This window comes from Chryseobacterium sp. CS3K3.1 (assembly GCF_059515165.1).
In genome coordinates, this window is the sequence record NZ_JCAKRV010000029.1 from 1 (window position 1) to 24,429 (window position 24,429).

The window sequence follows — 24,429 nt, forward strand, 5'->3', positions numbered from 1 at the left end:
CAAAGGTTCGAATCCTTTCGCGCTCACAAAAAACCTCACAATTTCTATTGTGAGGTTTTTTGTTTTTATTACCTTCATACAAATTGATCTCCACGATTTATTTTCATCAAAAATCTTGAACTTTTTGATAATTAAGTTTGAGCTAAAGCCTATTTCACAGAAAGCCGGATAATCTCTGTTTAATCCCTGATAAGCTGTTTAATTTCGTCCTGATATTTTCTATTCTGCTTTCTGATTTTTATAACAAAATAGGAAAAGATACTTAGTATAAAAAGTCCAAGAATCATCATCCCAGCCATAAAATAATTATATCGGGTGGCTAGCTTTTCACTTTTTTTCCGGGTCTCTATATTATGAACATCAATAGCGTGATTGATAGAGCTTAATTCACTCTGCTCTCTTTTGAATTTCGTCTCAAAATATTTCTTGCTGTACACCTGGTAAAGATCAGGATTTCCCATTGCCAGATAATTATCCGCCATTTCCATATAAATTCCTTCATTAAGAGTCAGGTCTCCTGCTTCCCTACCCAGTTCTTCAGCTTTTATCAACAGTGTAAGGGCTTCCTGATTCTGATGTTTTTGTTTATTCATCTCCGCAAGGCCTTTTAAAGCAAATGCCTCCAGACTTTTCGCTTTGATTAAGCTTGCCAGATTCATAGATTTCATAAAAGCTGTTCCGGCATTGTCAGGCTGGTTCAGATTGAGATAACAGTTCCCTATATTGTAATAAATGATGCTTTGGTTAAAATATGTTTTCTCCTGCTCTTTTACTTTTTCAAAATTTCTGATGGCAATTAAAAATTCCTGAAGAGCTATTTCCGGATTCGACTGACTTTTATAAATCATTCCTCTTAATGCATAACTTCTCGCCGTTTCAAAATATCTCAGATAAGAATCTTCCGGAAGTTTTGTAAGATATTCATCAGCTTCGTCCAGTGTTTCAAGACTTTTACTGAAGAGTTCCATTTGCTGATACTGCACGGCAGCCGCAATCAAAAAACTGGTGTGAATTTTAGGGTCATTCGTTTTCTGAAGCAACTCTCTTGCTTTTAGAATATATTGCAGAGATTCATCAAAGTTTCTTTTGGCAATTCCCGCTGTGGACAAAATCAGATAAATTTTAATGGATTTCTCAAGTCCGTTTTCTTTTCTAAGCAGTTTTTTTCCAATACTGGTAGCATAATCCGGATTGTTATAAATCTCACGGTTGGCAAGCTTCATCAGGGAATCATCAGAAATTTTCTGTCCTGAAAGAGTTGTCTGGAAAAGCAAAACACTCAGTAAAATGATATGGATAAAGAATTTCATCAGCATTTATTTTTTATAATTTCCTGAATGTAGGTATTTGGAGACATTCCCGTGATCGATTTAAACACATTTGTAAATGCTCCGTGAGATGAAAACCCTGCGTATTCCGCCAGATAGCTTACTTTATAATTCAGATAGGCAGGATCTGTTTTCAGAAGACGTGCAATGTGATCAATTCTGAGCTCATTGATATAGCCGTTAAAATTTTTTCCTTTGTTATTGTTGATCACTTCCGACAAATACTTGGTATTTATTCCTGTCTGAGCAGATAAGATCGCCAATGACATGTTCTTGTTCAGGTAACTGTCAGACTTTTCCCAGTCTTTGAGCTTCTGTAGAATTTCTTCTTCTTTTTCTTTTGAAATTTTAGAGAGATCTTTTTCCTGGGCTTTATTTTCTTTTAAAATTTCGATTGATCTTTCAGCTGCCCCTCCTGCTATTTCTTCTTTAAATTTCAGTTTTTCAAAAAAAACAAGCTGTTTCTTAAGGTCTTTGGATCTTGCGGATTCAATCAGGAAATAAGCAGTTGTTATCAGGATAAGAATTAACATAATACTTCCTGCTATCCGAAGCTGGCTTACCTTATTTTGCTTCTGAAATTCAAGATTTTTATTATGGTACGTTTCAAGCAGCTTTACAACATACTGAATCCCTTCTTTTTTATTGGAATCCAGCTTTGCTTTAAGATCCGTATATAATTTATTGTAGTAGTAATATTTTTCATCATTATTAAGAGCCAGATAGTTGCGGGCAAACAATTCGTAAAAAATAATTTTCAGATCGTTATAAGGAAGATTTTCGATTTCAGAGAATCCTTTTTCCAGCTTTTGGATGGCTGCATTATAGTCTCCTTTCATAAAATAGTATCGGGAAAGACTTTCATAAGCAAATGCAGAGATAAAGGCATTATTTCCATGCTTTTCAATATCCGCAATGACACTATCAAACAATTTTTTTGATTCTTCCAGTTTGTTCTGACGTAAGAGAAAAGTAGACCTGAAAATGCTATTTTCCCATCTGATAATTCTGTTTTCTTCATTTGTACCAGTGAGATAAGAATCACTCTTATCCATATTCAACACAGCAGACTCATAGTCTCTTACCATCCCTGCATTGATAGCCTGAAGCTGAAATAGCTTGGCGAGAACCATACGTTCCTTTGGATTCTGGCTCTTTAGCAGATCCGGATCTTTTAAAATACCTGCAATGATTTTTTTTGACTGCCCATACAATCCTAAATTCTGATACTGATCTGCCAGATTATAATCATCAAACAATTGGATGAATTGTGAAAGATTCCCTCTTTTATCATCTTCTTCCTTCTGATTGGAAATACTTACGGATTGCACATAGTTTCCCTGTAAGGCATAAGCCTGGGAAATAATATTCCGGAGAATGACTTTATGTTCTATATTTTTATCACTAATCAGAAGACTTTGTGAATAGCTGATACACTCTTCAGGATTCTGATATAATTTCTGAAATGCTTTATCGGTTAAAATACTGAAATCCGGAGCCGGCTGCCCATTTATAAAAACCGGGCACCACAGAATGAAAAACAATATTGTCATATTACTTTCCAGTATTTTTCTTACCATGAGGATCATTTTCCCGCTATTATTAACTGATATTTCTATCATTAGTCCTTTTAAACCATAAAATCACATATTGCTGATTTACAGTGTTTTAAATTTTAAACCCTTGTAAATTCAGCGAATTATGCAAGCATATTCCTTGATGAGGGGCAAATATAACGCTAATATTGTTCAAACCTTTAAGTCGATTCAAAATATTAGACTTATTCTCAAATTTCAATGTAGCCATCACACCTATTAACCATTATTATTAAAAGAAATTAAAGAGAATATCACTATCATCTAATATATGATTTTTTAAGACATCAATCAATCATCTGTATTCATTGATATAGAAAAGAAATAAAGATGCAGACAATAAAGGTAGTATCTAATCTTAAAAAAAATAGAAATAAAATGAGAAAACACTACTTATTATGGATGATTTTCTTCCTCTCAGTTTACCAACTGAATGCGCAGGCTTATTGTGTTCCTACTGCCGGAGCTTCAAGCCAGAACAATTATTTAAAAAATGCTGTTTTTTCTGATCAGGGAGGTTTATATTATACAGCCACCGCATATCAGACTTATGCAGATAATTCTTCCAGTCAGATCGTAACTTCCTATCCTGGAGGAACAGTGAACGTTCATCTGGATTTTGCCGGATCAGGAGTAAAATCCTATATCTGGATCGACTGGAATAGTGACGGGGATTTTGATGATTTTTATGAGAATCCACTAGGCCCTTCAAGTTATTCGGTTGTTGATGATCAGTTTTTTATTCCGCCTTCCCAGGCATTGGGAATATATAGAATCAGGGTACAGAGCGGAACTTCATTCCCCAATCCGGTAAATCCGTGCGGACCTAACAATTACGGTAATTTTGCAGATTTCAGCTTGAAGATAGATGCTTCCCCGGCCTGTTTTGTTCCAACAGCTCTTACTTCTTCCGGTATTACCAACAATTCTGCAATTATTTCCTGGACCGCTCCAACGACAGCACCAGGAAGCTATGAATATTATTATACTTCTTCCACTACTATTCCGGATGCCTCTACTCCGATATCGGGAGCCAGTAATACAGTCTCAGCACCAATCAGCGGACTTTTGCCTTTTACGACTTACTATTTTTATGTGAGATCAGTTTGCGGTACATCTAAAAGTGCATGGTCTTTAAGGGGGATATTTAAAACCAAGTGCGATGCTAAAACTTCAATGTTTGAAGATTTCGAAAATGCTGTAAGCGGGCCTAGTAACGCTGATTGCTGGGACAGAATTATTTTGGGAACAGGATATCAGACTATTGCTTCCGGTAGTGGTGTGAATAACAGTAAAGCCATGTATCAAAGTGCTAATGGGGCTGCCAATACAACCATCGCCGTACTTCCAATGTTCAGCAATGTAAATGCAGGAACCCATTGGTTGAGATTTAAAGCCAAAGTAAGCGGTACAGCCGGAGTATTAGACATTGGCTATGTTACCAGTGATACTGATGCTTCTTCTTTTGTGAATATTCAATCTGTGAATATCAGCAGTACAGTTTTTGACGGTTATGAATACAGTGTTGTAGTGCCCAATACCGTTCCTGCCAATGCAAGGCTGGCCATAAGACATGGAGGAATTCCTTCTGTGAGTATTTACTGGGATAATGTATATTGGGAGCCTAAACCAACTTGCTTTGCTCCAACAAATATTGTATTATCCAATGCTACCAGTGCAACAGCGAATATTACATGGACTGCACCCTCTCCTGCACCAGCAATGGGATATGATATCTACTACAGTACAAACAACATTGCTCCAACCTCATCTACTGCACCTAGTATAACAGGTGTAACGGCAAATCCTTATACGATACAGGGATTAAATTCTGCAACAACATATTATGTCTGGGTGAGATCAAGATGCAGCACCTCTGATCAGAGTGCATGGAGTAATATTGCTTCTGTCCTGACTCTCTGCGCACCTGTGGCTGGTTTATCCGAGAATTTTGACTCTTATGCTACAGGGCTGCTAACCAATGCTCCATGCTGGGGAAGAATTGTAACAGGAATCGCTAGCGTAAACATTAATGGAAACGGAGCTCTCTCCGGAACAAGACATATATTACAACGCAGTATTTCTGCAGGAGATGTATCCATTGCCATATTACCTGTGTTTACCAATATTAATGCCGGAACTCATTCTTTAAAATTCAATGCTTATTGCAGTGCCAGTACGGGAAAATTAGAAGTCGGATATATGACCAATCCTGCGGATGCTGCCAGTTTCACGCTGATCCAGCAGCTGGATATCACAAATACATCCTACACTCCAGCTACAGGAAGCAGTGATTACACTGTTACGATTCCCAATACCGTTCCTGCAGGAGCAAGACTGGCCATACGCAATACGTATGCTCTTTCAGGGAATGCACAATATTACTGGGATAATATTTCATGGGCTCCTAGCCAGACTATGAATGTACATGAGAATACAACCCAAACAAAAACCGGCATCTATCCTAATCCTTTCACTGATGTAATTACTTTTACTGAAAGCAAAAATCTAAAGTCAGTCAGAATTTATAGTACCTCCGGGCAATTCATCACTGAGATCAGAAATTTTGAAAATACCATTTCATTAAAGGATCTGGCATCAGGAGTATATGTAGCAAGAATGCAAAAGAAAGACGGTACTTTCCATACCGTAAAAGTTATAAAGAAATAAATGTTGTCTCTGCCATAAAAAGCGGCTGGAATTGATCTGTCGCTTTTATGGCAGTTTTTTTCTCCCTCTAAACTTATTCAATGAAAGACTTTTACTTCGTTTACAAGCCTGCTTCCGAAATAGTAAAGCACTGGCTTCTACTGGTCAGAAAGCTTTTTCTTGCAGTGCTTATTTTACATTTTGCAAGCAATATGCTTTTTTCCCAAAGAGATACAGAACATTGGTTTGCTCCGATAAAACAGGGATTTACAAACAACACCAATAAACAGGCATTGTTTTTGTCTACAGATTCTACTACTCCATTTCCTGTTACAATCTATAACAATAATACCGTTATAGGAACTGTAATTATCAGTAAAGGAAATCCTCAGTCTTTTGATATTCTTAAAGATTATATGATTACCGAATCCCAGTCGCAGGTATTTACAAACACGACCCGGGGACTTTATGTAAAAGGAGAGAAACCTTTTTTCTGTACTTTCAGATTTTCAATAGACAAACATGGAGAAATACTTACGTCTAAAGGAAAGGCAGGCATCGGAACAAAATTCTATGTTGCCCATGTCAACTTACCACAGCCTGATCCTACTTATAATTTCACCTGTAGTATTTTAGCAACGGAAGATAATACTACAGTTACTGTGTCAGGTTATAATCCAGCGGTGCAGTTCTCCAACGGAAACACAGGGGCAACTACTCCTTCCATGACCATTATTTTAAATAAAGGGCAATCTTATACTATTGATGGAAAGGGCTCCTCAGCAGGGAATCTTACCGGTTTCATCGGAGCTAAAATTGAATCAAACAAACCGATCACAGTTACTAATGGTAATTTTAACGGACAGCAGACACTGATTGGTAACGGAGCAGGAGGAAGCGATATCTTTATGGATCAATCCGTACCTGTGGAACGTCTTGGAGATGAATTTGTATTAATGAAAGGTACATCTCCTCTAGCTTATGAACTTGAAGGAGCGATTGTTGTAGCTACTGAAAATAACACACAAGTCTACCTGAATGATGAAACAGTTCCAAAAGCAACATTAAATGAGGGGCAGTTCTACAGAATAGGCGCAACGGGATATATCAGCCAGAATTTCAGCGGGCATTACAATATGCGCATCCGTTCTACTAAGAAAATATATGTTTATCAGCTAATGTCCGGCGGGACTTCCGGAACATATTACAATACAGGTGGAGCCAATTATATTCCACCGCTAAACTGTTTTTTACCAAAGAAAATTGATGAGATCGGGATGATTAATATTCTTCCCTATTTCACACCCATGACTCCTACTGTAAGATTACAGATCATTACTGAATCCGGAGCAACCGTATCTGTAAATGGAAATAATTTATCAGGTATTCAGGGACCTTATCCCGTTACAGGAAATACAAACTGGCAAACCTATTCTGTGGAAAACGTTACAGGAAATGTCACAGTTCAATCAACCAAAGCTGTTACAGCAGGAATTGTAGCTGGATATGATGCTGTCGGCTACGGTGGTTATTTCGCCGGATTCTCTTCTATACCTGTTATTGCAAGGAAAAACGGAACCTGTATTCCCGGTATGACCCTGGAGGTAGATGACAGTTATTCTTCCTATCAGTGGAATTTAAATGGAACAGCTATTCCGGGAGCAAACAGCAATACTTACACTCCTACCCAGCCGGGAAATTATACAGTGATTGTATCAGTGGGAGGAAGCTGTCCGCCTGCGACAACTCCTGTTTATAAAGCATTTTCCTGTCTGGTACATACAACAAAAGCGCTGACAGTATGCTCGACAGGCACCCCTTTGACTATAACCCCAGCTTTTACTAATTCTTCCCAAACTCCGGTTCCGGGTACTGTACAGATCATCACTCCGCCAGCCAATGGTACGCTCCATGTAAACCCTACAACGGGACTGCTTACTTATACAGCTAATACAGGGGCCGCAGCCGATACATTCACTTATAAATTCTGTGGTAACATTCCCGAATTTACCGATTGTGAAGAAGTAAAGGTAAACATTACCGTACAATCAGTGAGTGTTTTCAATACTACAATCAAGGCCTGCAATAATAACGGAACAGGAATTTTTGATCTTACTTCCGCCAATGTGGGAGGTCCGTCGGGAAGTATAAAAAAGTATTACCCAACCTTAGCAGATCTGACGGCCGGAATCAATGAAATTATACAGGCTAATGCTTATGTATCTGCTATTCCTAAAGATATTTATGTAAAAGTTTCAACTCCTGAAGGATGTTCTGCCCAGGCAAAAATCAGTCTTTTGTTCAGTCTTTCCCCACAGGTTCAGAATGCTTCTTTAACGTCATGTTATATGGATTCAGCTCCGGATAAAGGAAGTTTTAATCTTACACAGATTTTGGTTACCAATGAAACAGGTGTTACAAAAGAATATTATAAAACGATACAGGATGCTGTAGCCGGAATCAATGCTATTCAAAACCCTAATGCCTTCATTTCGACCAGCGGAACAATATACATTAAAGTAATTAATGCTAATGGTTGTTATACTATTGCAACGGTAACTCTTACCGTTACCCTGCCTCATCCTTCTCCTTTGCTTAAAGATCAGTTTATCTGTTTTAATTCTACAACCACACTGGATGCAGGAACGGGATATCAGTCATATGAATGGAGCACAGGCGCTACTACCTCATCAATCTCCGATGCAGGAGTGGGAAATTACTGGGTGATTCTGGAACATGATCATTGCTTTACCAAACAGAATATTACGATAAAGGCCGCTCCCCAACCTGTTATCAAAAATATTGATATTGAAAATAATAAAGCTACTCTTACCGTAACCGGCGGACAGCCTCCTTATCTATACTCTCTTGATGGTGCCAGCTGGCAAAGCTCAAATATTTTCATTAACCTCCCGAACGGACAGAACAAATTTTACGTAAAAGATTCTTATAACTGTGAACCTTTAAAAGTAGAATTAACAGTTATTAATCTGATCAGCGCTATTACGCCTAATGGTGATAATATTAATGACACAATTTCGTATGCAGATTTTGCTTATAAAAAAGATCTGTCTTTTACGGTGTACGACAGATATGGCAACAATGTTTTTACCGGGACACGCTTTAACAATTACACATGGGACGGTATGTTCAGTAATAAAAAACTGTTTACCGGAACTTACTGGTACAGCATCACCTGGAAAGAGCCAGCTCTGCAGGATGCCATCATTAAATACACCGGATGGATCTTGTTGAAAAATAAAGATTAATTCAAAGGCGCACAGCCACTGTCGAGTTCAATTTAATTTAATCTTCCCTACAATTTTATGAAAAGGATCATATTTATTTTTATACTGTTATTCTTATCTTCAATTGCTTATGCACAGCGGGATACAGACCACTGGTTTGCTCCCATGGTGGTAAGTTCTTCCAACGGGTCGCCGAAACAGGCACTTTATCTTTCCACAGATAATATAACTCCTTTTCCCGTCACCATTTACAATAATAACACCGTTATTGGAACGGTTACTATCAGCAAAGGAAATCCACAGACCTTTGATGTACCCTGGAATCTGATGACAGGCCAGAATACAACGGATGCCATGAGTGTAAAAACAAGAGGCCTCTATCTTCACGGTGATTTACCTTTCTTTGCTACCTACAGATTTTCAGAAATCAATCACGGGGAAATCTTAACATCAAAGGGAAAAGCTGGAATCGGAACGAAGTTTTATGCAGTGTATTCACCATTGATGAACAATCAGATCAGTCAGAACTTCACTTGTGGTATTCTGGCAACAGAGGACAATACCCAGGTTAAAGTTTCCGGATATGCCATGACTACCTGGTTTTATAATAATTTCAACGGACTTACCCATCCGAGTATTACAATTACTTTGAACAAAGGGCAGTCTTATATATTGGCAGGTTATGCCAATAAACCCGGAAATAAAGATGGTTTTATCGGAGCTAAAATAGAATCTACAAAACCGGTATCAGTAACCAACGGAAATTACCACGGTCAGTTTGGGCTGGCTCCCCCTTATAACGGAGAGGACATTGTGATGGATCAGTCTGTTCCTGTAGAACGCCTTGGTCAGGAGTTTGTTCTTATTAAAGGAATGGGCAACCTTCTTCCAGAAATCGAAGGCGCTATCATTGTTGCTACTGAAAATAATACGGAAATCAGACTGAACAACAACCCTACTCCGGTTGCTACTCTGAACGAAGGACAATATTACCGTGTCAGTGCAATGAATTATATCGTTAACGGGCCATCCCATCTCAATATGTATGTCAAAGCATCAAAAAATGTGTATGTTTATCAGCTTCTTTCAGGCATTGCAGATAATGACGCCACAGAAGGTTTTAATTACATTCCTCCTTTGAATTGTTTTCTTCCCACTGTTATTGATGAAATTGGAAAAATTGGAGAAATGCCCTACTATACGACATTCAACCCGCCACTTTCTGTAAAGCTCAATATCCTGACACAGGCAGGCGCCGGAGTGGCAGTAAATGGGGTAACACCTGCAGCGGCACAGGGACCTTTTCCCGTAACCGGAACTTCAGACTGGGTTTCTTACTCTATTCCCAATATATCCGGAAATGTTACGGTAACTTCCAACAAAGCGGTTACAGCCGGGATTATTGGAGGCAGCGGAAATCTTGGCTACGGAGGATATTTTGCAGGTTTCAATTCCATTCCGGTAATCAGTAAATCCGCCGGAGAATGTGTTCCGGGAATTGTTTTAGAAGTAGAAAGCGGTTTTGACCATTATCAATGGAATCTTAACGGCACTCCTATTCAGGGTGCGAACAATAATACCTATACTCCTACCCAAGCAGGAAATTATACCGTATCAATTACTAAAAGCACCTGTAATCCTCTCACAACATATCCCTACAAAGTATACACCTGCATTGTCAATACTGTAAAATCAATGAATGTCTGCAGCGCCGGAACTCCTACCGCCATCACTCCTGCATTCTCCAATTCTACACAGACTCCCGTACCAGGAACAGTACAGATCATTGCTCCTCCGGTGAACGGGACTTTAACAGTAAATCCTGCAACAGGAATTCTTACTTATACTGCCAATGCAGGAACAACCACGGATACTTTCACTTATAAATTCTGTGGAAACGACCCGGATTTTACAGATTGTGAACAGGTAAAAGTCAATATAACAGTACAGCCTCTGATTTTAACGGATACGACTGTAAAAACCTGCGAGACCAACGGAACTGGTATTTTTGATCTTACTACAGCTCCTGTAGGAGGACCAACCAATGCCATCAGAAAATATTATCCTACCATGGCTGACTTAAATGCAGGAACCAATGAAATTATTCCTGCCAATGCATATCCATCAGCTGCTCCTGCGACAGTATTCGTAAAAGTAACTACAGTAGAAGGCTGTACTGCTAATGCTAGAATTACTCTTCAATTTTATCCTGCTCCGAATGTGCAGAATGCAAATCTTAACGGATGCTTTGTTCCAGGCAATCCTAATACGGGAACTTTCGATTTAACTACAGCTCTTGTTACGACCACGGCTCCAGTGACAAAGAGATATTATCCAACTCTCGCAGATGCCACCAATGGAACGAATGAAATAACTACTCCTACCGCTTATATTTCTTCAAACACAACAGTTTACGTAAAGATAATTACAGGCAATGGTTGTTTTGATTTTGCCCAAATTACTTTAACTGTGATTCCACCCAAGCCTTCTGCTCTTCTGGTGGATCGGTACATATGTCCGGATGCACGCGTTACATTGGATGCCGGGCCGGGCTATACCTCTTATTTATGGAACACAGGAGCAACTACTCCATCTATCACCGCTTCCATAGGTAATTATTGGGTAATCCTGACTTCCAATGGATGTGAAACGAAACAGTTTGTAAAAGTACTATCTGTTCCTGTTCCAAAAATTAAAAAGATAGAAACTACAGGAAATACGGTTACACTTACTGTAGAAGGCGGTACACCTCCTTACCAATATTCAAGGGATGGAATGATATGGCAGGATTCTAATGTCTTTACAGGCCTTCCAAGAGGTAAAAATATTTTTTATGTGAAAGACTCCAGCAACTGCCACCCTGTAGAAGTACAGATTCTGGTTCCAAATCTTATCAATGCCATTACACCAAACAGTGACGGCATCAATGATACTCTGGATTATTCAGAGCTTGGATTTTTGAAAGATCTGAAGTTTGATATTTTCAACCGATACGGACAGCTTATTCATTCATCCGATAAAAATAATAACTTAAAATGGGATGGCACCATCGGAGGTACTCCGGTAAACAGCGGCACCTATTGGTATGAAATAAAATGGACTGATCCGGATACCCAAAAACTGGTTTCCTACACCGGATGGATTCTGGTAAAAAACAGAAATTAATTTCCAGATCAGGATTGTACTATTTTTTGTTTAAAAGACTGTCTCATTTTTTGAGACAGTTTTATTTTTCACCATTCATCAGATTGGATAATAATCTGATATTTATGCTGCACCTTTTATTTTTGCTCCATTCTTAGCAGCTTCCATTTTCTTATTATTCCTAAGCTCACGTTTCATTTTGCGGTAGTCCCAGGGAGCAACCGCATTGATATCCTGCCAAAGGCCTATCTTTTTATTCTTAGCATTTTCCTGGATCTTACCCAAAGAGGCATCTTTGGAATAAGAAAAATACCACCATCCCAATCCGGCTTTGATAAGCTCTCTGGAAAGATATTTTCCATCGTCATAGTATACTTTCGCAATGGATCTTCCATAGCGGTCTGTATTGGTTTCAACAAAGCTTACCGTTTTCCCGAATACCTGAGCAGAAGTAAACTGTTTTGCATTTTTACCGAACGCCTGCCCATTTTCCGGACAATCGACTTCAGCCAATCTCAGTTTTTTTTGCTGGTTGCCTTTTAACAGTAAAGTAATGGTATCTCCGTCTGAAATTTTAATCACTTTTCCGGTCGTCTGTGAGAATAGAAATACAGGGAAAAGTATGTACAGCAGCATTAATCGTTTCATGAGGCAAATATAGGGATTAGTGGGGCTTGTTTAATGAAAAAACCTCGCGTTTTGCGAGGTTTTTAATATTGAATTGAGTTATTTGTTTTTTCACCTCAAAGTCGGGAGACTTTGCGGAGCGGGATTCTAATAATTTTACCAGTTAAAAGGCATTGAGACATAAGTATTTTCAAAAACATTTAAAGGTAAAGTTTCTTCTGTTTTTAAATTCATTTCACTATTTTTAACTATACATACTTTAAGCAGTTCTCCTCGATGATGATAACCATTTAAAATTAATGCATGAATACCATTGGTGTCTAAAATCCTGATAAACGCTTTAAATTTATCAATATTGTCAGTTAATTCCAGAAAACTTAAATTGATATCAGTATAAGATATATTTTCATCAGTAACGATCTGAACAAAACGTTGTCCGATATCGTATGCGGTTAGGTTTTTAAATTTTTTATGTGCAATTACAGGACTGGTTTCCAAGCAATCCAGATATACTTTTCGCCCTCCTGATAGGTAATTTCGGGTATGCAGCTTAGCATCTGGTAAAACGTCAATATTACTTCTCCTGAAAGCTCTTTTCCATTCATCTATCCTTAATAAAATGCCTACATCAGCATATTCCCACAGAAAAGAATAAATTTTTTGATTAGAAAAAAGATCGGCCATTCGAATTCCATTTCTTTGACTATAAAATAACCAAAAGCTATCGTAATTGAGGAATTCACAATTAAAAAATTTTGACAGATAATAATTATTGGAATCTATATAGGATGTCATAAAAATTTAACTGAATATAATCTTATAAAAATATTTGTTTCCATTTTAGATTAAAAAATAAAATACCATGGACAGATGATTGCAGATCCCAAAAGAGGAAAAAAAAATTAAACTTTTTAAAACAAGATAAGTCTATGGTTATTAACCCGGTAAAGGTAATAAAAAAGAAATCAGGAAAATTAATTAAAAAATATTCTTCATTTTCTTTTTTTATTCCAAAAAGAATTGCAACTTTGCAGCCCTAAAAACGATGTAAATTCGTTATTAATAACACTCTCGGGGCGTAGCGTAGTCCGGTCATCGCGCCTGGTTTGGGACCAGGAGGTCGCAGGTTCGAATCCTGCCGCCCCGACTTAAAAAAATTTAGGGTGCGTAGCTCAGCTGGATAGAGCATCTGCCTTCTAAGCAGACGGTCAAAGGTTCGAATCCTTTCGCGCTCACATAAAGACTTACTGGAAACAGTGAGTCTTTTTTTATTCCCTCAAACAATCAATGATTAACCATACTCAATAGAGCATCCCGATTTGTAATCGGGACGGCAAAACTTCGAATCCTTTCGCGCTCACTTAAAGACTTACTGGAAACAGTGAGTCTTTTTTTTTACTACCCATAATTATTACAAACAAAAAAAGAAAATAGAGCATCCCGGTTTCAATCAGAACGGCAAAATTTCGAATCCTTTCGTGCCCACATAAAGACTTAGCGGAAATATTGAGTCTTTTTATTTCTCCTCAGATCCGGGTAAAATAAACCGTTTTAGCATCGAACTATAAAAAACAGCCTAAGGCTATGATTTTTAAATATGTACAATTAATCGAGAAGCAGTCATGAAAAATTAATTAAAAATTATTCCTGATTTTATTTTTTTATTCCAAAAAGTATTGTACCTTTGCAACCGCAAAAACGAAGTAAAATTCGTTACTGATGACACCCTCGGGGCGTAGCGTAGTCCGGTCATCGCGCCTGGTTTGGGACCAGGAGGTCGCAGGTTCGAATCCTGCCGCCCCGACTTAAAAAATTTAGGGTGCGTAGCTCAGCTGGATAGAGCATCTGCCTTCTAAGCAGACGGTCAAAGGTTCGAATCCTTTCGCGCTCACAAAAACCTCACAATTTTTATTGTGAGGTTTTTTGTTTACAATTTTATTTTACAATCCAACAATTTTAATGAATCAAACAGGATAGAGCATCCCGATTTCAATCGGGACGGCAAAACTTCGAATCCTTTCGCGCCCACATAAAGGCTTATTGGAAACAGTGAGTCTTTTTTGTTTTTATTATTTCTCAAAATCAGTAAACAGTATAAAAAAATCAAAATTTACTTTGCCCCAAACTAAAAGTATTTTATCTTTTTCCTAAAAATAGAGATAAATCCTATTTCAAAGACGAAGCATTGCCAAACTGAAACAAAGGGAGGGCTTGTTGTTCATAAGTAGTTATAAAGCTGATTTAACTGTTAAATGGAGCTTCACATTCTGGATGAAACCAAAGTTTCATCAATATTATCTAATAATAAAAAAATTAATTTAATGTTTAAGCTAGAAAATATGAAATAGCTAAATGCAAATTATACATTCTTAAAACTAATATAATTTAAATCAATTATTTCATTTAAATATTAAATTTCAATAAAACAGAATTAATATTTTTTCTAATATATTTTTTTGATATTATAAATAAATTAATACATTTGTGATGTTATTACAAATAAACAAAGCAATTAATTCAACTTTACACAATTATGAAAAAAATTTTATTTACAGCAGTATTATTAGCTGGAACAACATTAGGATTTGCTAAAGGCAACGTTGAAAAGTTTAATATTTCTTCCAACAGTAAAGAGCTATTATCCTTGAAAACAGCAACTGTTAGACTAAACTCCCTTGAAGAAGCTCAAAAAATCTATGGTATTTGTCATACAACTGTAATTACACCAGGTAGTACAACTTACACTGAAACCGATATGATGGGGAATGTGTGGGAGGTGACAGAGTATTATTGGGATGTGACTACTTATTGGTATGGCTGTTAAGCAAATAATAATTTAATCTAAAGGGCTGTTTAACTATTAGGCAGCCCCTTTTAATTAAAAAATGATCATATGAAATATATCCCTTTTATTTCAGTATTCCTTTTGAATTTTATGAGTGCACAAAATTTAAAAGTTGAATATGATGCAATAATTAAACTTCGCACATTGGATGTCAATACGTCACAAGCATTTAAAAATAAAGTTGATGAAGAGTTAAAAAAGCCACAAAAAGAAATTTTATATTTCTTCGATGGAGATACTTTTTTCAAAAATATTTTAAAAGAAGACATAACTATTGATGGAGATAAAAAAAAAGTTGATGAATATACTACTATGAGAAAAAAAGAAAGTTTTTCATTTCCTAAAATCAAGATTTATCATAAAAGAGGAGATAAAGGATTTTACCAATATCAAAAGATGGGGGATGAAGAATTTTACCATTACTCTATTCCCAAATTTGAAAAGATTGATTACAAAGATGAGGTTGAATATATTGAAAAATATAAATGTAAATTAGCAGAACTATTAACTGATAAAGGACAAATAATTAAAGTATGGTATACAGAGGATATTCCGACAAGTGCAGGTCCGTTTGTGTATAATAATCTGCCTGGCTTAGTATTAAAGGTTGAAACTGCAACCCAGTTAGTCTATGCAACAAAAATAAGTAACAATGCAACCAAAGAGGATTTTGAATCAATAAATCCTAAATTAAAGGTTTTAAATGATGATGAATTTTTTAAGAAAAAAGAAGAATATATTGAAGAAAGTAAAAAGGTTAAAAAGACTGAAAAAGATGTTCATTTATAATGAATTCCAAATATTTAATAATTGCTTTTTCATTGTTGTTTAGTTTTTCTTTTTCACAAAACATTAGTATTAATGTAAAAAACAGTAATGGAAAAGCTGTAGAAGAGGCTAATGTGCAGCTTTTAAAAGGAGAGAAAACATTATCTTTTCAAAAAACAGATAAAACGGGTAACTGTATTTTTCAGCTCCCTGAAATAGGAGTTTTTTCATTAAAATTCACTTCTATATTTTACAAGACAAAAATTGTCAATATTGATACCCGTGAAAAGTTAAATTTTGATGTTTCTTTGGAATCTCAAATAACAGTAATTCAAGAAGTAGAAATTAAATCAAGACCCAAAATAGCAAGCGCTAAAGAAGACACCATTACATTCAATTTAAAAGCAATAAAGGATGGCACCGAAAGAACCACGGAAGATTTGATAAAAAAGCTTCCTGGATTAGATATTAATGAGAGTGGAAAAGTAACCTATAAAGGAAATGCTATCGGGCAAGTTCTTATAGAAGGAAATGAGTTTTTTGGGAAAAACCACAAAATGGCAACACAAAATATTTCTGCTGATATGGTTGAAAGTATTGACCTTTGGCAGAACTTCACTACAATAAATGGAAATAGGTCAAAAGCTCTTAATTTAAGACTAAAAGAAGAGTATAAAAGAAAGATAACAGGCAATACCGAGAGTAATTACGGTACTAAAAATTCATATTTAGGTCACACAAATCTGTTTAAGTTTGATAAGATGGGAAATTTAGCATTTATAGCTGATGCTAATAATATTGCAAAAGACCCTATAAACTTTATGGATTTTTATGAGATGAATACCCAGGAGGATATAGATAATTCAGATACAAAAAGTAATATTGATATTCCTAGCTTTTTAAATAACGATGGTAAAGTTAAATCTAAGGATAATCAATTTGGAGCCTTACAGTATTCTAAATCAAAAAAAGATTTTAGTATAACAGCGTTTTCTATTTTAAACAATGCTCAATTAAATAAATCCTCATCCTCGCAAAGAATAGTGTTTGATGGACAACCATTGAATTTTAATTTTTCAGAACAAAAGACAGAGAATAATAAAGGGCTCTTTGGAACTACACAAATAAAGTTCAAAAAAATTTTTTCTGATAATAGTTTTCTTTATTATAATTTCGGGTATAATCCAACTGAAGATAACTTCAGTCAAAAAATAAGTAGAACGTCTTCCGAACCCTACTTTTTTGATATCCAGAACAAAATAATTAATAAAAGTATAAGCAATTATCTTTCATGGAATAAAGATGTTTCCGGAATTAAATTAATACTTGCTTTTAATCAATTGAATGAATCTTATAAAGGATACTTGGATATTGGTTCAAATAATAAATTGTTTTTAGGGGATACCAACGCTCTATCTCAGCAGTTTTCAATGAATTCAAATAAATATGGACTGGATTTTTATTTAAAGAATAAGAATAAGGTTGTAAATGTTAATTTTCATTCTGGATTTTCGTTTAAAAAGGATGATTCTGAACTTATAGAACTATCAGAAGAGGTGCCTGAAAATAGAGTTTTAAATATTTATCATTATATAAATGATTTAAATCTTTATAAGCAGTTGGGAAGGTTTGATTTATCTGCCTCAGTTAGTTCTAATTTTTTAAAGATTAATAAATTTAATGAGCATTATTTTGAAAAGAAAATAGGTCTAAGATACAGCCCACTTACAAAAGCAATTAATGAATTTGGAATTGAATATAGCTCAAGATTTGAAATACCAAATTTAAAACTCTTACAATATAACCCATTATACACTCGGAATTTGTCATTTTTTAAAAATTTTAATATAACTCCTGATTTACTAAGTAAAGTAGACAGTTATAAATTATCTTGGCATAGAACTTATTTTGAAAAAGGAAGTAATCTTTTTTTTATGTTGATGTACAACAAAACAAAACCAAGCTATACAACAAACCTAATAAATTATGGGACATTTTCAGAGATTGACAATGTTATTGGCAAATATAAAAATCGATTAATATTTCTTTTATCTAATGACCAAAGATTTAACACAAACTATGTATTGAAAACAAAACTAACTGGTGTTAAAACTGAGGAGGTAAACTTTATTAATAGTAAAGAAAATATTTCTATTGTTAAGAATTTTGAATTATCTCAAAAACTGTCTACAAACTTTAAAAATAAGCCATTGCAATTTGATTTGGGATATACTTTCAGTAAAGGGAGTTTTGAACAAAGTTTTTATAATACTACCTCAAAGCAAGATAATTTAAAACTATCATTTGGAATAAGGGCAAATATTAGAAAAGAGTGGATTGGCAATGTACTAGGTGAATATTTAATTCAAAAAACAGAACAGAATACACTCCGTGATTTTTTAATAGGAGGTCAAGTCTCTTATAGAAAGGGAAAATCAGATTTTGAATATAATTTACAATTTAATAATATTTTAAACTTAAATTCATTTGAATATATTAATAACTATACAAGTCAGTTAGGTATTGAAGAGGTGTCAACAACTTCCTTACATGGATATATACTTGGGGGGATCAAATATAATTTCTAATTAAAGACTTAAAGATGAATAAAAACATTTGAATTTGGATATTTTTGAGTATTAAAACCTTTAAGTTAAGTTAAAAACTCATTAAGCTATTATATACATTTTCCTTTTTATCAATCCCGTTCCAAAAATAAGAAATCCATATAATATGGTAGTATTTACCTTCTAAGCATAGCAAAACTTCGAATCCTTTCGCGCTTACTTAAAGACTTATTGGAAACAGTGAGTCTTTTTTTTATTCCCTCAAACAATCAATAATTACTGAATAGAGCATCCCGATTTCAATCGGGACGACAAAACTTCGAATCCTTTCGCGCTCACTTAAAGACTTACTGGAAACAGTGAGTCTTTTTTGTTTTAATACCCACAATTATTACAACCGAAAAAAAGAAACAGACAATCCCGATTTCATCATTATGTATTGAAAATAATAAGTTTATTACCCGGATAGCTTATTCTTCCTTTTGAAAAAAATCAATGTATAGTTTGTATAAAACATCTCATTGTAATCCTATCTGATATCTGATGTATTTGATATAATGTTGATTTTTCATCAGTAGATCTATTTTATATCTACTATAAAGTAGGATTTGCAGTGTTAATTCTTAGTAAAAAACACAGGGAAAGAATGACTCACCCTTATTAATAAATTATTTTCTATTTCTTGATGACATCCTTGCGCAAAAGCAAACACAGCAGCCACAACATAACAAAGCCTATCTACAGTACTTACACACTATGGACATACATCATGCATACAACATAATAAGCAACCCTACATATAGCAAAAAACAAAAATGATGTATTTATGATGTATTCAATTATTCTTCCTGTTTGTTTTTTTTTTTGAAATTGCAGACAAATTACTGATTCTAAAACACAAATAGATCAAAAAACCTTTATGATGCCAACAGGTGGGATTAATAGTCCCACCCGTTTTTTTAAATGGCATTATGCTGAATGACAATAATCAATGCACTGCAGATTATATCCTAATGAATTCATTTTATCTTGTATCCATCTCATTCCTGTATTATCTTTAATTCTACAACCATGAACACATTGAAAAACTTTGATAGAATAATCTATTGCCTGATTTTTACATTTTGTTGTTCAAAACTGTTTCCACAGCACTATAATGCACAGCAAATAGATACTTTACTTATAAAAACCAATGAAGAACTCAGAACGAGATTGTCTAACAAGGATCTTATCATCTGGAATCAAAAAATTATAAAATCAGCCATTCAGAATAAATATCCTAAAGGAGAAGCCTGGGGTTATGCCAATATTGCGAATCGTCTCTGGCTGATAGGAGAATTTAAAAAGGCCATAGAATATCTGAATTATGCCGAGGAAAAATCAAAAAAGCTTAATGACGACTTTCTTACGGGTAAAATTATTCAGGAATATTCACAGGTATACAACAGAATGAATCTCCCCAAAATGGCTTTAGATTATAATTTGAAAGCCATGAAATATGCTTTAAGATTAAAAAAAGATAATCAGGACTGCCGTTTTTTTTTACGGTATGTCTATTCAACCCGATCGGTCTATTTCGACGGAATTAAACAGCACGATTCATCATTCGCCTATCTTCACAAAGCGATGAAAATAGACCCTAATCCTTTAGATGTATCCCACATAGCCAGTCATTATACCAAATACAACTGGAATCCAGATTCGGCCAACTCTTATTTTAAAAAAGCCTTTGACCTGTTAGAAACCCAACGGTTTAAGCATAATAAGTACCAAAGAGCAGCAACCTTATATGATTATGGCATTTTTATGCAGGTACAGAAAAAAAATAACGAGGCTATTGATGCTTTCACACAATCTGTTAAACTGGCAAAAGAAGTCGACAGGCCTCAGCTGGTTTTAAATGATTACAGATCGCTTGCCTCAGTGTACAAAGCACTAAAAAAAACTGACAAAGAAGTTGAGTATTTAAACAAAGCATCCTCACTAAATGATAGTATAGACAATAACTTAAGCAGCGCTATTACATTATCTTTTAATAAAATAACTAAAGAAGATGAGGAAGAAAAAAAGAAAACAAAACATCAAGCTGCTTTGTGGTATGGAGGGGGCTCATCGGTAATCGTTATTGTATTGTCTCTTTATTTTTATCTGCAGATTAGAAGAAAGAAAAAAAAGCTTGTAGAAAGCAAAAAGATCATCCTTCAGCAGGAAGAAGAAACAAAAACTCTAAAGAGAAAACTCAGTGAAAATCATGAGCAGATCCTCCAGCTGGCAAAGAAAAACAGTGTTGGCTTTTTATCACTATTTCAGAAAACTTATCCTGAAGTCTGTCAGCAGCTTTTAAAAATCAATCCTCGTCTTTCTCATTCTGATTTATCTTTCTGCGCTATGATATGGTTAGGATTCTCTTCAAAAGAAATTGCACAATATTCTTCAATGGAGCACAGATCTGTACAAACAAAGAAATACCGTCTACGCAAAAAATTATACCTTGATGCAGAAAGTGATCTCTATCAATCTCTCAAATCAATATCTGAAACCGAATAATTTTAATGGAACACAAACAGCTGTTTTCATTAACTCATAAATACGATAGTGATTATCTGTAAACGGGTTTCATCATGACATTATACTAAAAATCCCTCAATTACAGTTGAGGGATTTTTATTGCTTACATTCTGATTTTATTTCAGTCTGTATGTATTTCCATTCCAAAGGTAAGTTTTGGAAGAATGTTTTTTCTTCTCTCTGTCTTTCTCGTCTACTTCCATATCTTCCACTTTTAAGATAAATGCATTGGGAATTCCTCCTTTATCATTTGGAAAAATATATTCTTCACTGTGATAAAAAGCACCGGCATCACCCACATTCATCAATTGCGGAAGGGCAATCAGTTTTTTATCTTTAAAAAGAACATACTGATCATAGCCGGCTATTCCACACGCTTCTCCGGAAACTGAAGCTTTAAGAGTAAATTCAACATTTTGAAGCTTGTGACCGCTTTCTATATTGAAAGATCCGAAACTAAGCTCCTCTCCTTTTCCGGTATCAAAATATACCTCATCCATAAGTGTACTTCCTTCCATCACTTTGATTCCGGCAATATTCTGCTTTTCAGTCTCATTGAATTCTTTGTTCTTCCTGTCAATTGTTTTGGAAAGCCCAAAAAGGAAATCGTACCCGTTTTTATTGCGGTATCCTACACAAAGATTACCACCCCAGATATATCCTTCTACTGTATTTTCTCCTTTCTGATAGGAGATTTTGTACCAGTTGGCAGCTCTTTCTCCCAATTTCAGAACGCCTTCTTCTTTTTTAAGAATCATTATCTGCTGATTGGTATGAAGTGAATCTACAATTCTGGCATTCACTCCCGGATCCAGTCTTACACGGGTCCAATCTGTAAAGATCTTCTGTGCTTTATTTTCTTCGAAACCAAAGATACCATCTGCATATACTTCACTTTCCTGAGCCGTAAAAAACTGCAGCATCAGTAAAAGTAAAGCTGTCCATAAAGTTTTCATATTCGTATTTTGTTTTTTTGTGTGTTATTTTTCAAGCAGAAGGCTTACCCATTCTTCACGCTGCAACTTCTTTTTAAGCTCTAGCCCGCTCTCTTTACATACTTCCAGAATATCATCTACATCAAAGAAGCAAAGGCCTGAAAGTAATAATTTTCCACCGTCATTCAATACCGAAACATAGGTTGGGATATCTGAGATCAGGATATTTCTGTTGATATTGGCTAAAATGATATCGTAATTCTCTTTCCCTAAATTTTCTGCAGTTCCCTGTTCGATATCCAGTTCTACATTATTTCTTACTGCATTTTCTTTTGAGTTTTCTACTGACCATTCATCAATATCGATTGCTTTTGTATCTCCAGCTCCCTGCTGTTTTGCATAAATGGCTAATACGGAAGTTCCGCATCCCATATCCAATACTTTTTTACCCTTGAAATCAATATCCATCATTTGCTGGATCATCAAATGGGTTGTAGGGTGATGTCCTGTTCCGAAAGACATTTTTGGCTGAATAATAATTTCATGCATTCCCGCTACAGATTCATGGAACTCTGCTCTGATCAATACTTTATCATCGATATTAATTGGAGAAAAATTCTTTTCCCATTCTTCGTTCCAGTTGATGTTTGGCATTTCTTCGAAAGAATATTCGATTTTTACGTTTTCGTTTTCAAAGATCGGAAGTGCTTTCAGCTGATCTTCGTGAAACAAATCTGTCTGGATATATCCTAAAATTCCGTCAATTTCTTCTGTAAAGCTGTCGAAGCCTATTTCTATAAGCTCTGCCATTAATATCTCATTCCAGGGTTGTAATGGAGAAATTTTGAAATTGAATTCTAAATAATTTTGCATGTGAATAATTTGCTGCAAAAATACTAATGTTATCACGGTTAAAAAAATGATGGAGTAAATTTTGGCTGAAACCGGGGATTTTTATATTTTTTTAGTGGATAAAAGTCAATTTTTTGAATAAATAAGACGGGAAGGTTTATTTGTGAAATTTTTATCCCACGGATGGCAGTGAGGCCACAGATGACTGCGTATAATATATTCAATAGGGATGGGCTTTAGCCCGTCTTAAAAATCATGACAAATTTCCCTTGGATTCAGCCAAAACTTAAATAGAAACATAAAAAATAAAGCGGGCTAAAGCCCGCTCCTATTGAATTTTATCATTCAAGCTAGATTAAAATGGTTCTTTGTAAAAGCTGTAAACATTAAACTAAACCTTGAACTTTAAATTTTAAAACCTTATTAAGGATTTGTTGAGAATATAGAACCGTTTGCGATCAGCGCTCTTCTGTTCATTTTCAGGATATCTCTTACCCATTCTGCAAAATCTTCCGGTTGTAATACTTTATCAGGATTTCCATCTGTAAGACCGCCCTGGATGCTCATATCAGAAGCAATAGTACTTGGAGTCAGCGTAATGACACGGATATTTTGTTTTCTCCATTCTGCCATCATGGATTGAGAAAGAGATACTACTGCTGCTTTTGAAGCGGCATATGCAGACATATTCGGTCCTCCTTTCAGACCTGCAGTAGAAGCTACGTTCACGATATCACCTTCTCCTTTAGCTTTCATAAATGGATAAGCCGCCTTAGCTGCATAGTACACCCCGAAAAGATTGGTTTTAATCACCTGTTCCCAAGTTTCTGAAGGCATTTCTTCGATAGAACCAAAGTCTCCGATTCCTGCGTTGTTGATCAGGATATCAATACCTCCCAATTGCTCTGCTAAAGATTCTATTCCAGCTTTTACCTGAATTTCATTGTCTACAGAAAATACTGCATAAGCTGAATGTACTCCTAATTTTTTGATTTCTTCAACCGTCATTTTAAGGTTCTCTTCGTTTCTTCCTGTAATGGCAACGTTTACTCCTTCATTGGCTAAAGCTAATGCTACGGCTTTTCCTAGTCCTCTTCCACCACCTGTTACAATGGCATTTTTTCCGTTTATATTCATAGTAATGATCTTTTCTTGATACAAAGTTACGAAAGAACATTTTTATGAGGCGGTGAAAACGCAGATTTAACTTATATTTTATACAACCACAAAAGTCACAAAAGATGATTACTATTGAGGATATTTAAAAGTTACAATCATCCTGTATAAGAGTTAACATAAGATG

The 24,429-nt window shown here is 35.4% G+C and carries 14 protein-coding genes and 4 tRNA genes; 11 read left to right on the forward strand and 7 right to left on the reverse strand.

Translation table 11 applies throughout. From position 1 onward, the window contains the following. Positions 1-179: 179 nt before the first annotated feature. Both AC5YGI_RS20970 and AC5YGI_RS20975 read right to left on the reverse strand, forming a co-directional pair. Positions 180-1,310 carry a hypothetical protein gene (locus AC5YGI_RS20970; protein WP_496169644.1) on the reverse strand — a complete coding sequence of 377 codons (1,131 nt, stop codon included), beginning with the start codon at positions 1,308-1,310 and terminating at the stop codon, positions 180-182. Next, positions 1,310-2,950, reverse strand: a complete 1,641-nt coding sequence (locus tag AC5YGI_RS20975) for a helix-turn-helix domain-containing protein (protein ID WP_330745491.1) — start codon at positions 2,948-2,950, stop codon at positions 1,310-1,312. The genes AC5YGI_RS20970 and AC5YGI_RS20975 overlap by 1 nt, the downstream gene beginning before the upstream one ends. A gap of 351 nt (positions 2,951-3,301) precedes the next feature. Between AC5YGI_RS20975 and AC5YGI_RS20980 the strand changes: the two genes are divergently transcribed. From AC5YGI_RS20980 to AC5YGI_RS20990, 3 genes are all read left to right on the forward strand, one after another. Continuing rightward, positions 3,302-5,593, forward strand: a complete 2,292-nt coding sequence (locus AC5YGI_RS20980; protein WP_496169647.1) for a fibronectin type III domain-containing protein — start codon at positions 3,302-3,304, stop codon at positions 5,591-5,593. An 80-nt stretch (positions 5,594-5,673) separates the two neighbouring features. After that, positions 5,674-8,841 (forward strand): FIDD domain-containing protein, encoded by a 3,168-nt coding sequence (locus AC5YGI_RS20985; RefSeq protein WP_496169650.1) that lies wholly within the window; start codon positions 5,674-5,676, stop codon positions 8,839-8,841. Positions 8,842-8,898: 57 nt separating this feature from the next. After that, entirely contained in the window at positions 8,899-11,985 is a 3,087-nt protein-coding gene (locus AC5YGI_RS20990; RefSeq protein ID WP_330745488.1) for an FIDD domain-containing protein, read from the forward strand. A gap of 102 nt (positions 11,986-12,087) precedes the next feature. On the opposite strand, the gene AC5YGI_RS20995 is transcribed toward AC5YGI_RS20990, so the two are convergent. Together AC5YGI_RS20995 and AC5YGI_RS21000 are read right to left on the reverse strand one after the other, a co-directional pair. Then, positions 12,088-12,612 carry a thermonuclease family protein gene (locus AC5YGI_RS20995; protein WP_330745487.1) on the reverse strand — a complete coding sequence of 175 codons (525 nt, stop codon included), beginning with the start codon at positions 12,610-12,612 and terminating at the stop codon, positions 12,088-12,090. A gap of 135 nt (positions 12,613-12,747) precedes the next feature. Next, the gene (locus AC5YGI_RS21000) at positions 12,748-13,275 is read right to left on the reverse strand and encodes a hypothetical protein (protein ID WP_496169655.1); all 528 of its coding nucleotides are present in this window, start codon (positions 13,273-13,275) and stop codon (positions 12,748-12,750) included. A 388-nt stretch (positions 13,276-13,663) separates the two neighbouring features. Here AC5YGI_RS21000 and AC5YGI_RS21005 point away from each other — a divergent pair. The 8 genes from AC5YGI_RS21005 (at position 13,664) to AC5YGI_RS21040 (ending at position 21,318) form a co-directional block, all read left to right on the forward strand. Continuing rightward, a tRNA-Pro gene (locus tag AC5YGI_RS21005) sits at positions 13,664-13,738 on the forward strand. Between the two features lie 14 nt (positions 13,739-13,752). Then, positions 13,753-13,826, forward strand: a tRNA-Arg gene (locus AC5YGI_RS21010). 494 nt (positions 13,827-14,320) lie between these two features. Continuing rightward, positions 14,321-14,395, forward strand: a tRNA-Pro gene (locus AC5YGI_RS21015). Positions 14,396-14,408: 13 nt separating this feature from the next. Then, positions 14,409-14,482: transfer RNA gene (locus tag AC5YGI_RS21020), tRNA-Arg, on the forward strand. A gap of 642 nt (positions 14,483-15,124) precedes the next feature. Next, positions 15,125-15,415: a hypothetical protein gene (locus AC5YGI_RS21025; RefSeq protein ID WP_496169657.1), complete on the forward strand. Its 291-nt coding sequence runs from the start codon at positions 15,125-15,127 to the stop codon at positions 15,413-15,415. 69 nt (positions 15,416-15,484) lie between these two features. Then, on the forward strand, positions 15,485-16,225 hold the full coding sequence (locus AC5YGI_RS21030; RefSeq protein WP_496169659.1) for a GLPGLI family protein: 741 nt from the start codon (positions 15,485-15,487) through the stop codon (positions 16,223-16,225). After that, positions 16,225-18,792, forward strand: a complete 2,568-nt coding sequence (locus AC5YGI_RS21035; protein ID WP_496169661.1) for a hypothetical protein — start codon at positions 16,225-16,227, stop codon at positions 18,790-18,792. Before AC5YGI_RS21030 ends, AC5YGI_RS21035 begins: the two co-directional genes overlap by 1 nt. A gap of 1,050 nt (positions 18,793-19,842) precedes the next feature. After that, a complete protein-coding gene (locus AC5YGI_RS21040; protein ID WP_496169663.1) occupies positions 19,843-21,318 on the forward strand; it encodes a hypothetical protein in 1,476 nt (491 codons plus the stop codon). 137 nt (positions 21,319-21,455) lie between these two features. Here AC5YGI_RS21040 and AC5YGI_RS21045 read toward each other — a convergent pair whose 3' ends face one another. From AC5YGI_RS21045 to AC5YGI_RS21055, 3 genes are all read right to left on the reverse strand, one after another. Then, positions 21,456-22,295: an SH3 domain-containing protein gene (locus AC5YGI_RS21045; protein WP_496169666.1), complete on the reverse strand. Its 840-nt coding sequence runs from the start codon at positions 22,293-22,295 to the stop codon at positions 21,456-21,458. A gap of 24 nt (positions 22,296-22,319) precedes the next feature. Next, complete coding sequence (gene prmA / locus AC5YGI_RS21050) at positions 22,320-23,147, reverse strand: 50S ribosomal protein L11 methyltransferase (RefSeq protein WP_454512125.1); 828 nt, start codon at positions 23,145-23,147, stop codon at positions 22,320-22,322. A 402-nt stretch (positions 23,148-23,549) separates the two neighbouring features. Continuing rightward, positions 23,550-24,263, reverse strand: coding sequence for a 3-ketoacyl-ACP reductase (locus tag AC5YGI_RS21055; protein WP_062676455.1), 714 nt, complete (start codon positions 24,261-24,263; stop codon positions 23,550-23,552). Positions 24,264-24,429 lie beyond the last annotated feature (166 nt).

Excerpts from the sequence above, each read along its gene's own strand:
- AC5YGI_RS21055 (WP_062676455.1), bottom strand. The coding sequence starts at position 24,263 with ATGAATATAAACGGAAAAAATGCCATTGTAACAGGTGGTGGAAGAGGA.
- AC5YGI_RS20975 (WP_330745491.1), bottom strand. The coding sequence starts at position 2,950 with ATGATAGAAATATCAGTTAATAATAGCGGGAAAATGATCCTCATGGTA.
- prmA (WP_454512125.1), bottom strand. The coding sequence starts at position 23,147 with ATGCAAAATTATTTAGAATTCAATTTCAAAATTTCTCCATTACAACCC.
- AC5YGI_RS20970 (WP_496169644.1), bottom strand. The coding sequence starts at position 1,310 with ATGAAATTCTTTATCCATATCATTTTACTGAGTGTTTTGCTTTTCCAG.
- AC5YGI_RS21000 (WP_496169655.1), bottom strand. The coding sequence starts at position 13,275 with ATGGCCGATCTTTTTTCTAATCAAAAAATTTATTCTTTTCTGTGGGAA.
- AC5YGI_RS20985 (WP_496169650.1), top strand. The coding sequence starts at position 5,674 with ATGAAAGACTTTTACTTCGTTTACAAGCCTGCTTCCGAAATAGTAAAG.
- AC5YGI_RS20990 (WP_330745488.1), top strand. The coding sequence starts at position 8,899 with ATGAAAAGGATCATATTTATTTTTATACTGTTATTCTTATCTTCAATT.
- AC5YGI_RS21025 (WP_496169657.1), top strand. The coding sequence starts at position 15,125 with ATGAAAAAAATTTTATTTACAGCAGTATTATTAGCTGGAACAACATTA.
- AC5YGI_RS21030 (WP_496169659.1), top strand. The coding sequence starts at position 15,485 with ATGAAATATATCCCTTTTATTTCAGTATTCCTTTTGAATTTTATGAGT.
- AC5YGI_RS21040 (WP_496169663.1), top strand. The coding sequence starts at position 19,843 with ATGAACACATTGAAAAACTTTGATAGAATAATCTATTGCCTGATTTTT.
- AC5YGI_RS20980 (WP_496169647.1), top strand. The coding sequence starts at position 3,302 with ATGAGAAAACACTACTTATTATGGATGATTTTCTTCCTCTCAGTTTAC.
- AC5YGI_RS20995 (WP_330745487.1), bottom strand. The coding sequence starts at position 12,612 with ATGAAACGATTAATGCTGCTGTACATACTTTTCCCTGTATTTCTATTC.
- AC5YGI_RS21035 (WP_496169661.1), top strand. The coding sequence starts at position 16,225 with ATGAATTCCAAATATTTAATAATTGCTTTTTCATTGTTGTTTAGTTTT.
- AC5YGI_RS21045 (WP_496169666.1), bottom strand. The coding sequence starts at position 22,295 with ATGAAAACTTTATGGACAGCTTTACTTTTACTGATGCTGCAGTTTTTT.